The organism is Pandoraea thiooxydans (assembly GCF_001931675.1).
Classification (GTDB): Bacteria; Pseudomonadota; Gammaproteobacteria; order Burkholderiales; family Burkholderiaceae; genus Pandoraea; species Pandoraea thiooxydans.
The window spans coordinates 3,280,892-3,293,356 of sequence record NZ_CP014839.1; the positions used below are offsets into that span (position 1 = coordinate 3,280,892).

The 12,465-nt window shown below is 63.6% G+C and carries 13 protein-coding genes and 1 tRNA gene; 9 read left to right on the forward strand and 5 right to left on the reverse strand.

Features of this window, described 5'->3' with window-relative positions:
• Nucleotides 1-6: 6 nt before the first annotated feature.
• The 7 genes from PATSB16_RS14995 (at nucleotide 7) to trmB (ending at nucleotide 6,207) form a co-directional block, all read left to right on the forward strand.
• Complete coding sequence (locus tag PATSB16_RS14995; RefSeq protein ID WP_047214896.1) at nucleotides 7-972, forward strand: amino acid ABC transporter permease; 966 nt, start codon at nucleotides 7-9, stop codon at nucleotides 970-972.
• A gap of 56 nt (nucleotides 973-1,028) precedes the next feature.
• Nucleotides 1,029-1,778 (forward strand): amino acid ABC transporter ATP-binding protein, encoded by a 750-nt coding sequence (locus tag PATSB16_RS15000; RefSeq protein ID WP_206093707.1) that lies wholly within the window; start codon nucleotides 1,029-1,031, stop codon nucleotides 1,776-1,778.
• Nucleotides 1,779-2,000: 222 nt separating this feature from the next.
• Nucleotides 2,001-2,792, forward strand: coding sequence for a glycosyltransferase family 25 protein (locus PATSB16_RS15005; protein ID WP_083566803.1), 792 nt, complete (start codon nucleotides 2,001-2,003; stop codon nucleotides 2,790-2,792).
• A gap of 6 nt (nucleotides 2,793-2,798) precedes the next feature.
• Nucleotides 2,799-4,091 (forward strand): O-antigen ligase family protein, encoded by a 1,293-nt coding sequence (locus tag PATSB16_RS15010; protein ID WP_047214898.1) that lies wholly within the window; start codon nucleotides 2,799-2,801, stop codon nucleotides 4,089-4,091.
• Between the two features lie 185 nt (nucleotides 4,092-4,276).
• Nucleotides 4,277-5,203 carry a GGDEF domain-containing protein gene (locus PATSB16_RS15015; protein WP_083566804.1) on the forward strand — a complete coding sequence of 309 codons (927 nt, stop codon included), beginning with the start codon at nucleotides 4,277-4,279 and terminating at the stop codon, nucleotides 5,201-5,203.
• 107 nt (nucleotides 5,204-5,310) lie between these two features.
• Nucleotides 5,311-5,384, forward strand: a tRNA-Gly gene (locus PATSB16_RS15020).
• A gap of 46 nt (nucleotides 5,385-5,430) precedes the next feature.
• Complete coding sequence (gene trmB, locus PATSB16_RS15025) at nucleotides 5,431-6,207, forward strand: tRNA (guanosine(46)-N7)-methyltransferase TrmB (RefSeq protein ID WP_083566805.1); 777 nt, start codon at nucleotides 5,431-5,433, stop codon at nucleotides 6,205-6,207.
• An 18-nt stretch (nucleotides 6,208-6,225) separates the two neighbouring features.
• Here the strand turns inward: trmB and PATSB16_RS21155 are convergent, their stop codons facing one another.
• A complete protein-coding gene (locus PATSB16_RS21155; protein ID WP_047214899.1) occupies nucleotides 6,226-6,537 on the reverse strand; it encodes a YkgJ family cysteine cluster protein in 312 nt (103 codons plus the stop codon).
• 112 nt (nucleotides 6,538-6,649) lie between these two features.
• Between PATSB16_RS21155 and PATSB16_RS15035 the strand changes: the two genes are divergently transcribed.
• Complete coding sequence (locus PATSB16_RS15035) at nucleotides 6,650-7,315, forward strand: protein-L-isoaspartate O-methyltransferase family protein (protein WP_047214900.1); 666 nt, start codon at nucleotides 6,650-6,652, stop codon at nucleotides 7,313-7,315.
• A gap of 17 nt (nucleotides 7,316-7,332) precedes the next feature.
• The gene (locus tag PATSB16_RS15040) at nucleotides 7,333-7,656 is read left to right on the forward strand and encodes a rhodanese-like domain-containing protein (protein ID WP_047214901.1); all 324 of its coding nucleotides are present in this window, start codon (nucleotides 7,333-7,335) and stop codon (nucleotides 7,654-7,656) included.
• 3 nt (nucleotides 7,657-7,659) lie between these two features.
• On the opposite strand, the gene waaA is transcribed toward PATSB16_RS15040, so the two are convergent.
• The 4 genes from waaA to PATSB16_RS15060 form a co-directional block, all read right to left on the reverse strand.
• Nucleotides 7,660-9,003 carry a lipid IV(A) 3-deoxy-D-manno-octulosonic acid transferase gene (gene waaA, locus PATSB16_RS15045; protein ID WP_047214902.1) on the reverse strand — a complete coding sequence of 448 codons (1,344 nt, stop codon included), beginning with the start codon at nucleotides 9,001-9,003 and terminating at the stop codon, nucleotides 7,660-7,662.
• Nucleotides 9,003-9,890 carry a Kdo hydroxylase family protein gene (locus tag PATSB16_RS15050; protein WP_047214903.1) on the reverse strand — a complete coding sequence of 296 codons (888 nt, stop codon included), beginning with the start codon at nucleotides 9,888-9,890 and terminating at the stop codon, nucleotides 9,003-9,005. Before PATSB16_RS15050 ends, waaA begins: the two co-directional genes overlap by 1 nt.
• Nucleotides 9,887-10,894 (reverse strand): lipopolysaccharide heptosyltransferase I, encoded by a 1,008-nt coding sequence (gene waaC / locus PATSB16_RS15055; RefSeq protein ID WP_047214904.1) that lies wholly within the window; start codon nucleotides 10,892-10,894, stop codon nucleotides 9,887-9,889. The genes PATSB16_RS15050 and waaC overlap by 4 nt, the downstream gene beginning before the upstream one ends.
• Nucleotides 10,895-11,000: 106 nt before the next feature.
• A complete protein-coding gene (locus PATSB16_RS15060) occupies nucleotides 11,001-12,401 on the reverse strand; it encodes a phosphomannomutase/phosphoglucomutase (RefSeq protein ID WP_047214905.1) in 1,401 nt (466 codons plus the stop codon).
• Between the last annotated feature and the right edge of the window lie 64 nt (nucleotides 12,402-12,465).

Consider the following 12,465-nt stretch of genomic DNA (forward strand, 5'->3'; position numbering starts at 1 on the left):
CGAGTTATGCCGCTGACCAATCAAAAGAAGTACAAGGGATCGACGACCGGTCTCGTTCTGCTCGTTTTGGCGATTTTAGTCGGCACTTACTATTATTTCCTGTTTGCCGACGACGGCTGGCTGATGCGCCTGATCACCGCGCACGTTACGGCAAAGCCGCAGACCATCTCGTATCTGCACGGCGCCCGATGGGCCGCGGGCATTGCCCTGTTCGTCGTCAACTATTGGCTGCTCGGAAAAACGCCCAAGCAGTTGCAGATCTGCGTGACGGCGATCGAACTGTTCCTGCTGCTCGCGCTGTTCATGACGACATTCCGGCTCAGCCCGAAATTCATCGAGGCGAATGTCGGCTACCTGATTACCCAGGGCGCGTTCACGACGCTCTACGTCTCGGCGATCTCGATTGTCATCGCGTTCTGCATCGCCCTGGTCACGGCCATTGCCCGGCTCTCGTCGAGCGGCGTGGCGGTCGGCATCGCGCGTTTCTATACGTCGTTCTTTCGCGGGATTCCGCTGCTCATACAGATCTTCATTCTGTATATGGGCTTTCCCGAGCTTGGCTTCGTGATCAACCCGATACCGGCCGGCATCGCCGCACTGTCGCTGTGCTACGGCGCCTATATGAGCGAAGTGTTCCGCGCTGGCATCCAAAGCATTCCGCCCGGCCAGTGGGAGGCTTCGCGCGCACTGGGTCTTCACAAACGCAAAATCATGCGGCTGGTGATTCTGCCGCAGGCGCTGAAGATCATCATTCCGCCCACCGGCAATCACTTCATCGCCATGCTCAAGGACAGCTCGCTGGTCTCCGTGGTGGGGGTATGGGAGTTGACCTACGTCGCCAGCACGGTGGGCAATCGCGACTTCCGCAACATGGAGATGCTGATCACGGCGGCGGCCATCTACTGGCTGATGTCGATCGGCCTGGAAGTCGTGCAGGGCCGAATCGAGCGCCGCTACAGCCGCGCTGCCTGAACGAGTCCGCTCGCATGGCAGCGAGCGAACCGCCTGGTCATCAAGGGGATATGCAAATGCAGGGCGAGATCAAGTACGCGATCACGATGGAAAACGTGAACAAATGGTTCGGCAAGCATCATGTGCTCAAGGACATCAATCTGACCATCAGGGACCAGGAGAAAGTCGTCATTTGCGGGCCGTCGGGCTCGGGCAAGTCCACCATGATCCGCTGCATCAACGGACTCGAGGAACACCAGCAGGGCAAGATCGTGGTCGGCGGCGTCGAACTGTCGGACGAGCTGAATTCGCTGGACCACGTGCGCGGCAACGCCGGCATGGTGTTTCAGTCGTTCAATCTGTTCCCGCACATGACCATTCTGGACAATTGCACGCTCGCGCCCATCCATGTGCGCGGCATGAAGAAACCACATGCCGAGGAGCTCGCCATGAGCCTGATGGCGCGCGTGAAAATTCAGGATCAGGCCCATAAGTACCCGGCCCAGTTATCCGGCGGGCAACAGCAGCGCGTGGCGATCGCCAGGGCACTGTGCATGCAGCCCAAAATCATGCTGTTCGACGAACCGACCTCGGCCCTGGACCCGGAGATGGTCAAGGAAGTGCTGGATACGATGATCGAACTGACCGAACTGGGCATGACCATGCTGTGCGTGACACACGAGATGAACTTCGCCAAGCAGATCGCCGATCGGGTCGTATTCATGGATAACGGTTCAATCGTCGAAGCGGGAACCCCGAGCGAGATTTTCGAAGCGCCGCGCACCGACCGGCTCAGGACGTTTCTGAGCCAGATACTTCATCACTAGGGGACGGCGACAGCCTTTGCCCTCGGGGCGCGCGCTCGATTATCGAAGCGCCCGATCCACGCCCAACCTGTTACTAAGCAGTCGCATCAGCTCCAGGCAGCCGGCGCATGAGGGCGGCCATCGTATAATGCCCACGCGCCGCACGGCAGCTTTCCCATCGCGCAGGCGGCGCGGCCGCATGACGGTTGCGGCCCAACCCTGCTTTTTCGACAAACCACGGACATGCTCGCTTCGGATCCGCCCTCCCTTCCCTCTGGCGACACGCAGCCGGTGCCTGGTCTCGACGGTATCTATGTGCTGAGCGTCAAATCGTTCACTGACCGCATCGCGCACATCAGGAAAGAGCTGGGCGCCCAGCACCTGGACTTCGAGTTCGTCTTCGACCATGACGCCGCGGAATTGGACCCGGCCGTATTGGCGCGCCAGTTCGCGGCAGACACCCAACTTTCGCGCGCGCATTGCTCGCTGGTGCTCAAGCATGCCGAAGCCTGGCGCCGTGCATTGTCGCGCGGACAGCGAACGATCCTGGTGCTGGAAGACGACGTGCTGCTTAACCGGAATTTTCGCGCCGGGCTGGCCACCGCACTGGCGGCCGGGCGCGGGCTGCACGATGGCTGGCTGATTTTCCTGGGCGGCGCGGACACCAAGGTGCCGGATGCCTTCTTTCTGTCGAAAACACCGATCTTCCCACTGCCGCTGCCGACCGCCGAGGGCTATCTCACCGACGCCGCGGCGATGGCGCGGCGCATTGCCTGGCTCGATGCAAACCGCGTGGACCTGCCGGCCGATCACTTGATCAACCAAATCGACGAGGCTTGCGGCATCGGCCAATACTGGCTGCGCTCCCCCGTGGTCGAGCAGGGGAGCGTTTTCGGGCTGTTCACCAGCAAACTGGATCGCAACCGGCTCAAACACTCCACCGTCTATAATTGGCTGCGCTATCACTGGAACAAGATTCGTCGGCGCCGTCTGCGCGGCTGTTGGGTTAAACTGCGCGCGCGCCTGGGCGGCTAGGCCGGCATGCGCGGCACCGCATCCTTTCATCAATCCTCACGCTCATTCATCATGCAACAACCGAGTTTGCCCTGGTATCGGGACACGGTGAAGACCGCCCGCGGTCTGCTGATCGCCCAACTGGTTTTTCTGATGTTCTCGCCGCCGCTGACCAATATCGCGGAAGGTCTTCTCTATCTGCTGGTACTGCTATCCCCAACGCTTCGGCAACGCGTGAAAGCGGCACTGAAGCAGCCGATGGTCATGGGCCTTTGCCTGTTCGCCGCGTTCCTGATCATCGGCATGTTTTATGGCAATGCTCCTCGAGCCGAGGCGTGGAGCATGCTAACCGGCTGGCGCCGCCTGCTGATGCTGCCGCTCGGCTGCGCGGTGTTCGACGACGAAAAATCGAAACGGCGCTTGCTGGTGACGTTCATCGCCGCGTCAGTGGCTTGCGCGATTGTTTCGTTCGCGCTGTTTTTTGCGCATCGGCCGATCTACCACTATGAATTGGGCATTACGGTACGCAATCACGCCACGCAGGGCCTGCTGTTTTCGGTTGCGGCATTCGCCTCGGCGATCCTTCTCCGTGATGAGTTTCGACGAGAAACGTCGCCGCGACATGTTTGGCGGGCAGCATTGTATGTCAGCGTAGTTCTTCTGCTAGTGAACACCATATTCATCACCAGCGGTCGCAGCGGTTATCTGGCGATGATGGTTTTGCTGACTGTCTATCTGCTGACTCTCCCCGGTCTCGGCAGTCACGCACTGGCACCGCGGCGGCTCGTCGTGGTTGCCGTGGGCGTGGCGATAGCTACTGCAGCGCTATTTATGTCGCCAGTTGCGCGCGAGCGGATCGACCGAGGCCTCCATCAGGCAGACACCTATCAAAATACGAATCAACTGACCTCGATCGGAATTCGCATCGTATTCCTGAAAAACACCTTGGCGGTCATTCGTGAACACCCATGGTTCGGCGTCGGCACCGGCGGTTTTCGCATCGCCTATCAGCGGCAGGTGGCAGGCAAACAAGGCTGGGAAGCGATTGGAACGACCGATCCGCACAATCAGTTCCTGAAAATCTGGGCCGAGCAGGGACTGCTCGGACTGGCGGCGTTCCTGGCCTTTATTGCCTCTGCTTTCTGGCAACGCGTTGACGCGACGTATCGCACGCTCGGGGGCGGGGTGATGTGCGCCTGGTGCGCGACCAGCCTGTTCAATTCACATTTCTCGACGTTTTCGGAAGGACGGTTTATCTTTATCTGGTGTGGCGCCATGCTGGCGCTACCGTTTTTTCGGCGCGACAAGGCGAACGGGTGAGGCGTCGGGCTGGACACGTAGCGCGCCGCGCCAAATAGGCCGGGTTCGCGGACCGACCGCAACATTGATGGTCCGCGGTCCGGTACAGCGGTTGCGATACTCGGCCCGACGCCGGGCTTGCGCACCAGAAGCGCGGCGGGCGAGGCAATCCTGCGAATCATTTCAATAAAAACAGAGGGGACATATTGAATATCGCGTCGAGTTTCGACGAGACTGCAGCGCTACGGCTGCTCGAAAGTCTCCATGACGGCGGGCTTTTCATTGCCCTCTACGATCAAGACGACGTGATTCGATACGCGAACGTCGCTTTTCGCAATGCGTTCATGCGAGAGCAGCCCCATCCGATCGATTTCGCAACGCTGCTGCGCAGCAATCACAGCGCCGGCACCGGCGCCAGCGTTGGCGCCATCGATATCGAAACCTACATTCGCCGAGCTCTCACGCGACGTCGCTCGCGCCCGTATTGCGCGTTTCAGCTCGATTTGATCGACGGCCGGCGATTGTGGCTGACGGAGACCTTGCTGCCCGACGGCTGGCTGCTGTGCGTGGCCACCGACATCACCGTTCTCAAGCAAAGCGAGGCGGTGCTGCGCAATGCGCGCGACGTCGCGCTCAAGGCTTCGCAAACGGATTATCTGACCAAGCTGCCCAACCGGCGCTATGGCTTTCAGTTCCTCAAGCGTGCGTTGGACAACGCGCACGTCTATCGGGAGCCGCTGACCATTGCACTGCTCGATCTCGATCATTTCAGACGCATCAACGAGCAATATGGTCACGAGGCGGGCGACGCGGCGTTGCGCAAATTCGCCGACACGTGCCGCGCCGAGTTGCGTGCAAGCGATACCGTCGCCCGCGTCGGCGGCGAGGAATTCGTGATTATCTGGCCCCATACGCCTATGGAATTCGCCCTCGAGATCCTGCGCCGGCTCCATCGCACGCCGCTGCAGGTTCGGCACGATGCACGCCGGCTGGATTTCTCGTTCACCTTTTCCGCGGGCATCGCACAAGCCCTGCCGGAAGACTCGCTGCGCTCGATTTTGGTACGCGCGGACAAATCGCTTTATGCGGCCAAAGCCAACGGCCGCCACGCGATCGACGTCTCGGCCGGCTAAGGAGCCGCTTCGGTGCGGATCGCACCGGGGGTCGGCGCAAAACACCTCCACCGGCCCTTCATCCGCCCGCACAAGCTATGCTAAAATCCCGTCCTCAGCGCTTCAAAGCGGGCGTCGTATAATGGTAATACCCTAGCTTCCCAAGCTAGAGCCGTGGGTTCGATTCCCATCGCCCGCTCCACCAGCCCCATCGCAATCAGCCGTCTATTGGACGGCTTTTTATTTTCATGACGAACTCACAACCGCCCCTGCCGTACGAGGACGAGGACGACGACACGTCTGTTCGCGACGATGGCGCGGCGTCCGCTGAATCCGCCGAGGCCGAGGTCGCGCATCCGCGCCGGATTCGCAGTTTCGTGCGGCGCGCGGGCCGCACCTCCGACGCGCAACGGCGGGCTTTCGAGACACAGGGGCCGCGCTTTCTGTTGCCATATGCGGCCGCGCCGCTCGATTGGGCCGCGGTGTTCGGCCGCGCGGCGCCGCGGATTCTGGAGATCGGCTGCGGCATGGGCGAGACCACGGCCCATATCGCCGGGCTGCGCCCGGGAGACGATTTCCTTGGCGTGGAGGTGCACGAACCCGGGGTCGGCGCGCTACTGAAGCGCATCGGCGAACAGTCGCTGACCAATCTGCGCGTCATCCAGCATGACGCGGTCGAAGTGGTCGAGCATATGCTGGCGCCGGCAAGCCTGGATGGCGTGCACATCTTTTTCCCCGACCCGTGGCACAAGAAGCGCCATCACAAGCGGCGTTTGATTCAGGCACCGTTCGTCGCGCTGTTGGCCTCGCGCCTGAAGCCGGGCGGTTATCTGCATTGCGCGACCGACTGGCAGGAATACGCCGAACAAATGCTGGAAGTGCTGAGCGCGGAACCCGCCTTGCAAAACACCGCGGCAGGCTACGCCGAGCGCCCCGCCTACCGCCCGGTGACCAAGTTCGAGCAACGCGGCGTGCGGCTCGGGCACGGCGTGTGGGATCTGGTGTTTCGCAAACGAGCTGACTGACGCGCCCGGCCGAGTGCGTCACGCGCTGTCGTTATGTGGCTGCGTGGCGGTTTCGAGGCGTGCGAGCCACGTCAATGCATGTGCGCGCGTCTGGCCGCACATGGCGGGCTCGGGTTGCAGGCCGCCACAGCATTGGGGCCGCTCGGGCCGCCCAAAAATGGCGCAGCGCATGTCGTCGGTGAGTTGGACGCAGCGCACGCCGGCGGGCTTGCCGTTGGGCATGCCCGGAATCGCAGAGGTGATGGAAGGCGCGATGCAGCATGCACCGCAACCAAGGCGGCAGACCATGGCTCGCTCGGGTCGCGCGGATTCCCGCGGGGCCCACAGCATAAACCAGGTACGCCCGGCGCGCACCCCGCCGGACCACCTCCGGGGCCGTACGAACCGATAATTTGCTAAAATCGCGGTTTCTGTTTTCGCAGCACTTTTTACGGTTAGCCACATGAACTTCGAACAGGCACGCTTCAATATGATCGAGCAACAGATCCGGCCGTGGGATGTGCTGGATCAGAATGTGCTCAATTTGCTCTCGGTGGTCAAACGGGAGAACTTCGTTCCAGCCCTCTATCGCGACCTGGCCTTCGTCGACATGGAAATCCCGCTGGGCCCGAACGCCAGGGCGACCGGGCAACACATGCTGGCGCCGCGCGTCGAAGCCCGCATCCTGCAGGAACTGACCGTCGGCAAACATGAAAACGTGCTGGAAATCGGCACCGGCTCGGGCTATATGGCTGCCCTGCTGGCCTTTTGCGCGCGCCACGTCACCACGGTGGAAATCGCGCCGGCGCTGGTCAAGCTGGCCACCGACAACCTCGGCAACAACGGCGTGGTCAACGTCGACGTGGTCGAAGGCGACGGCTCGCGCGGCTGGGCCGCGGCTGGGCCGTTCGACGTGATCGCCATTTCCGGCTCGCTCGCGCAGTTGCCCGAGGAGTTTCTGCAGCAGCTCAAGGTGGGCGGCCGGCTGGCCGCGTTCATCGGCGATTCGCCGGTGATGGAAGCACGCCTGATCACGAAGGTGGCGGAGAACGACTATCGCACGGTGAATCTGTTCGAGACCGACGTCACGCCGCTGATTGCGCCCCGCCCGTCGAAATTCAAGTTCTGACGCCCGAACGGCCTTCGATGCAACAAATTCAACCCAACGAACTCGCGGCCTGGCTAGGTGACGCCGGCCGCCGCCCGCCGGTCCTGCTCGACGTGCGCGAGCCCTGGGAGGTGCAGACCTGCCATTTGCCGGGCATCGTACACATCCCGATGGGACAGATCCCGCAGCGCTTCAACGAGCTCGACCCGGACGCCGAGATCGTGTGCATTTGCCATCACGGGGCACGCAGCCTGCAGGTGGCGATGTTCCTGGCGCGGCAGGGATTTTCCGAGTTGTTCAACCTGAGCGGCGGGGTCGACGCCTGGGCACGCCAGGTCGACCCGACAATGGCGGTCTACTGATCGCTATTGATCCAGTGCCGCGGCGAACGCGGCACCGCCCTCGTCCATCTGGCCGGGATTCCCCGGCGCCCCCGCCCTTTCCAGCCACGGCGCCAACGCCGCCACGGTGCGTGCGGTAGCACCCTGATGCTGCGAAGCAAACAGCATCGCACAGGTTCGCATGCTGTCGCGCCGCGCCGTGTCGCGCAGCAGGCTGCGCATTTCGGCGCCCAGTTCAGCCGCGTCGGTCACGCGGCAGGCAGCGCCAGCCTCGAGTGCGTCGGCACTGGCTTGCGAGAAGTTGAACATATGCGGGCCGAACACCACCGGCGCGCCGGCGGCGCAGGCTTCGATCAGGTTTTGGCCGCCCAGCGGCAAGAGGCTGCCGCCAATGAAGGCGGCGTCACACGCGGCGTAATACGCCGTCATCTCTCCCATCGAATCACCCAGCAGCACATCGACCTCGGCCGGCAACGAAGTTTCGCCGTCGGGCCATTGCGAGCGGCGCACGTAGCGCAGGCCCTGCTGGTCGAGCAAAGCGCCCACCTCGCCGAAACGCTGCGGATGGCGTGGCACCAGAATCAGTAACGCGTCGATGCCCAGCGCCCGGCGCGCCTGCAGTATCAGCGCTTCTTCGCCGTCACGCGTACTGGCCGCGAGCCATACCGGGCGCGCGCCAAAACGCGCGCGCCATTGGCGGCCGAGCGCAAGCAAGTGCGGTGGCGGCACCATGTCGAATTTGAGATTGCCGAGCACGTCGACCTCCATCGCGCCCAGCATGCGCAAACGTTCGGCGTCGGCGTCGCTTTGCGCCAGCACCCGCGTGAAGCCGCCGAACACGGGGCGCGTGGCCGCGCCGAAGCGCAGCGCCCGGGCGAGCGAGCGGGCCGACATGCGGGCGTTGGCCAGCAGCAGCGGCACCCGGGCCTCGGCGCACACGGCGATCAGATTGGGCCAGACCTCAGTTTCCATCACCAGGCCCACGCGGGGCCGGTAATGGCGCAGGAAGCGGCGAATCGCCCCCGGCATGTCGTAGGGCACGTAGCAGCGTATGACGCGCTCACCGAACAACTGCTCGCTGGTGGCGCGGCCAGTCGGCGTCATGTGAGTCAGCAGCACACCATGATCGGGGTAGCGCGCCAGCAGCGCTTCGATCAGCGGGCCGGCCGCGCGGGTCTCCCCCACCGACACGGCATGAATCCAGATCAGCGGCCGCGCGCCGGGCTGCGCCGCAGCCTCGCCGTACCAGCCGAAGCGCTCGCCGATATGCTGCCGATAGCCGATTTCCCGGCGACTGCGCCACAGCAGGCGCACGACGGCCAGCGGCGCAATCAGCCACCACAGCGCGGAATAGAGCGCGCGCAGCATCAAACCAGCGCGCGCTGCGTGAGGCGTTGCAGGATTGCCAGCGGCGAGCATTCGGGGTGCACCATCGCGCTGGCCGGCAGGAAAAACGTCTGCTCGAGCATGAACTGGCCCGACATGACCGCATGCGAAGTCTGGTCGGAGAAACACACCCAGACGCTGCCGGGCGGAAACGGCAGCGTTTGCTGCGTGCATTGCTTCTGGTATTCGAGATCGGCCTTCATGGCGTCGTGCAGATGCAGCATGATGTGATCGTACTCACTGCGCGGCCGTTTGGTGATGCCGAGCTTGTCGAGCAACCAGGCCGAGCCCGGCCACTGGCGCGGCACGCGCGGCAGAAAATGGGTTGCGACGGCCTCGAACGGCTCGCCGACGCGCCACACGCGCGGCGTGCCGGCCGGATTGACGTTGGTGAACACGCGCAGGATGCGCTCGCCGTAGTTGGGCCGCGACGGGAATGCGTCGACATGCAGGCGGCTGTCATCCTTGCGCCATGACGTTTGACGCGTTTCGACCTGATGCAGGCGCAGGCTGGTCGGCGCCGCGCGCAAGTGCGCGTGATACTCCGGGAACAGCCCGTCGACCAGCGCGCAGGCCTGCGTGTAGTAGCGCTTGACCATGGCCCGAATGGCCGCTTCGGTGGGGGTGTCGGAATCGACGCCGTGCAGCATCCCATTGGCCGGATCGAGACTGATATTCTTGCGCTTGGGGTCGGCCAGGGTTGGCGTGAGCAGGCGCAGCTCATCGTCACGCAACGCAAAGGCGAGATGGGGGAAATACAGCACCTTGCCCTCCTCCACCGCGGCCAGCAATGCCTCGCGTGGCGCCGAGAGCCGAGCGCCGTGCCAATCCGCATTTGCAACTTCAACGATCTGGCTGGATGCCGTCATGCACGTTCCTTTTCCGTTTGAACAGGCGCCGTAGCCGGCAATTGCCCCAGGCGCACGAGCGCATCGAGCGCCTGCTGCGCGGTGGGCCTTTGCCTGCCGTCGCCGAGGTCGATGATGTGCGGCGACCAGAAGCCGCCGACGCGCCACGCCGAGTTGAAATTATGCAATTCGACGGTCGGCCGCTGCAGCGCCGCCGCAATATGCACCAGGCCGGTGTCGACGCCCACCGTGACTGCCGCGCCGTCGATCAGGCCCACCACCTGGGACAGATTCAGTTTCGGCGGCACCACCGCGCCGGGCCCCATCGCCGCCGCCAGCCGCTCGCTGACGGTGCGCTCGAGCTCGGAGCCCCACGGCAGCGCCACCTGCGTGCCGTGCGCCAGCAATGCCCGCCCGACGGTAATCCAATCGGGTTCGGGCCAGAGGTTGTTACCGCGCGACGTGGCATGGACGAATACCGCATAGCGCCCCGACGGGCAGGCGCTGTGATCGGCGCGCGCGGCGTCCAGCCCGAAATCGATCGGCTCTTGCAGTTCCAGCCCGAGCGCGGCGGCGACCAGCAACCGCGAGCGCGTCACCACGTGGGTGCGCCGCTCCATCGACTGCATGTGGTGATAGAGATAGCGCACCGGCCATTCGTAACCCGCGTCTTCGATGCCGTTGCCCAGCCCCCATACGGTGCCGCGCGCGGCACGGGCAATCAGCCCTGTCTTGAGCAGGCCCTGGGTGTCGATTACGACATCGTAGCGCTGCTCGCGCAGGCGCCGCCGGAATGCACCGATTTCACGCCAGGTGGAAGCCGCCAACAAATGCTTGCGCCAGCGCCGCAAGGCAAACGGGATCACCTGATGCAGGCCGCGCGCCAGCCGAAGCAGATCGACAAAACCCTCCTCCACGACCCAATCGATACGGGCGTCGGGATATTGCCGCAGGATGTCCTGCACGACCGGCATGCAATGGACGACATCCCCCAGCGAGGAGACTTTAACGATCAAGACCTGCATCGGCTGACACGGGCAGCGGCCCGCGCCTCAAGGACAAAAGTGGGATTTTAACGTGCCGACGGCAGGCGAAGGGGGTTTTCGGCCCCCTTGCCCCTGCAGGGGAGTGTCAGAAAGGCAATGGCGCGTCGGGTTTGACGGCCAGAATCGCCGTGCGGAATGCCGCCTGAATGCGCCGCAGCGCGGCCTCGTCGTCCGCTTCGAAGCGCAGCACCACGACCGGGGTGGTATTGGAAGAACGTGCCAGGCCAAAGCCGTCGGGATACTCGACGCGCAGGCCATCGATGGTGATCACCTGCTCGGCGCCGTCGAATTTCGCCGTTTCGCGCAGCTTGTCGATCAGCGTGAAGTTTTCGCCTTCCGCGCATTTCAGCTGCAGCTCGGGCGTGGAGAGCGATTCGGGCAGCGCATTGAGCATGGCGCCCGGGTCATCGGTGGCGCTGACGATCTCGAGCAGACGCGCGCCGGTGTACAAGCCGTCATCGAAGCCGTACCAGCGGTCCTTGAAAAAGATATGCCCGCTCATCTCGCCGGCCAGCGGCGCAGCGGTTTCCTTCAACTTCGCCTTGACCAGCGAATGGCCGGTTTTCCACATCAGCGGCTCGCCGCCGTGCTGGCGCACCCATGGGGCCAGATTGCGGGTGCATTTGACGTCGTAGATCACCTTGCCGCCCGGATTGCGCGAGAGCACTTCCTGCGCGAACAGCATCAACTGGCGGTCGGGGTAGATGATCTGGCCGTCCTTGGTGACCACACCGAGCCGGTCGCCATCGCCGTCGAACGCCAGGCCCAGTTCGGCGTCGGTCTCGCGCAGGCAACGAATCAGATCCTGCAGGTTCTCCGGGTGGGCCGGGTCGGGATGGTGGTTCGGGAAATGCCCGTCCACCTCGCAGAACAATTCGGTGACTTCGCAGCCCAGCGTGCGGAACAGCCGCGGCGCGAACGCGCCGGCCACGCCGTTGCCGCAATCCACCGCGATTTTCAGCGGACGGGCCAGCTTGACGTCGCCGGCAATGCGCTCGACATAAGCGTCGGCGATCTCGTGCGTCGCGTAAGCGCCGGCGCCGTCGGTAAAATCGCCCTGCACGATGCTTTGATACAGCGCCTGAATCGCCTCGCCATAAATCGCGTTGCCATCCAACACCATCTTGAAACCGTTGTAATCGGGCGGATTATGGCTGCCCGTCACGACGATGCCGGAGCTCACGACGCGCCCGCCCAACGGCACGCTGGTGGCGAAATACACCATCGGCGTGGCCACCACGCCAAGATCAACCACGTCGACACCGGCGGCCCGCAACCCCTCGGCCAGCGCACCGGCCAACTCCGGCCCGGACAGCCGGCCGTCACGCCCGATCACCACCGCGTCGCCGCCCGTGCGGCGCACCGCCGAGCCGAAGGCTCGCCCGATCAAGCGGGCAATGGAGGCGTCGAGCGTTTGGCCGACAACACCGCGGATGTCGTAGGCTTTGAAGATGGAGGGTGAGAGGTGGGATGTGAGTTGAGTCATAGCGATACCCGATGCAACTGAGTGCAAAAAACCGACAGCGAAACCGCTACGCCGGCAGGTTAAT

What these genes read in the sequence shown, in the direction of transcription:
- waaA (WP_047214902.1), bottom strand. Translation starts at nt 9,003, where the DNA reads ATGCTGCGCGCGCTCTATTCCGCGCTGTGGTGGCTGATTGCGCCGCTG.
- PATSB16_RS21155 (WP_047214899.1), bottom strand. Translation starts at nt 6,537, where the DNA reads ATGCTGTGGGCCCCGCGGGAATCCGCGCGACCCGAGCGAGCCATGGTC.
- PATSB16_RS15000 (WP_206093707.1), top strand. Translation starts at nt 1,029, where the DNA reads ATGCAGGGCGAGATCAAGTACGCGATCACGATGGAAAACGTGAACAAA.
- PATSB16_RS15005 (WP_083566803.1), top strand. Translation starts at nt 2,001, where the DNA reads ATGCTCGCTTCGGATCCGCCCTCCCTTCCCTCTGGCGACACGCAGCCG.
- PATSB16_RS15035 (WP_047214900.1), top strand. Translation starts at nt 6,650, where the DNA reads ATGAACTTCGAACAGGCACGCTTCAATATGATCGAGCAACAGATCCGG.
- PATSB16_RS14995 (WP_047214896.1), top strand. Translation starts at nt 7, where the DNA reads ATGCCGCTGACCAATCAAAAGAAGTACAAGGGATCGACGACCGGTCTC.
- trmB (WP_083566805.1), top strand. Translation starts at nt 5,431, where the DNA reads ATGACGAACTCACAACCGCCCCTGCCGTACGAGGACGAGGACGACGAC.
- PATSB16_RS15060 (WP_047214905.1), bottom strand. Translation starts at nt 12,401, where the DNA reads ATGACTCAACTCACATCCCACCTCTCACCCTCCATCTTCAAAGCCTAC.
- PATSB16_RS15050 (WP_047214903.1), bottom strand. Translation starts at nt 9,890, where the DNA reads ATGACGGCATCCAGCCAGATCGTTGAAGTTGCAAATGCGGATTGGCAC.
- PATSB16_RS15040 (WP_047214901.1), top strand. Translation starts at nt 7,333, where the DNA reads ATGCAACAAATTCAACCCAACGAACTCGCGGCCTGGCTAGGTGACGCC.
- PATSB16_RS15010 (WP_047214898.1), top strand. Translation starts at nt 2,799, where the DNA reads ATGCGCGGCACCGCATCCTTTCATCAATCCTCACGCTCATTCATCATG.
- waaC (WP_047214904.1), bottom strand. Translation starts at nt 10,894, where the DNA reads ATGCAGGTCTTGATCGTTAAAGTCTCCTCGCTGGGGGATGTCGTCCAT.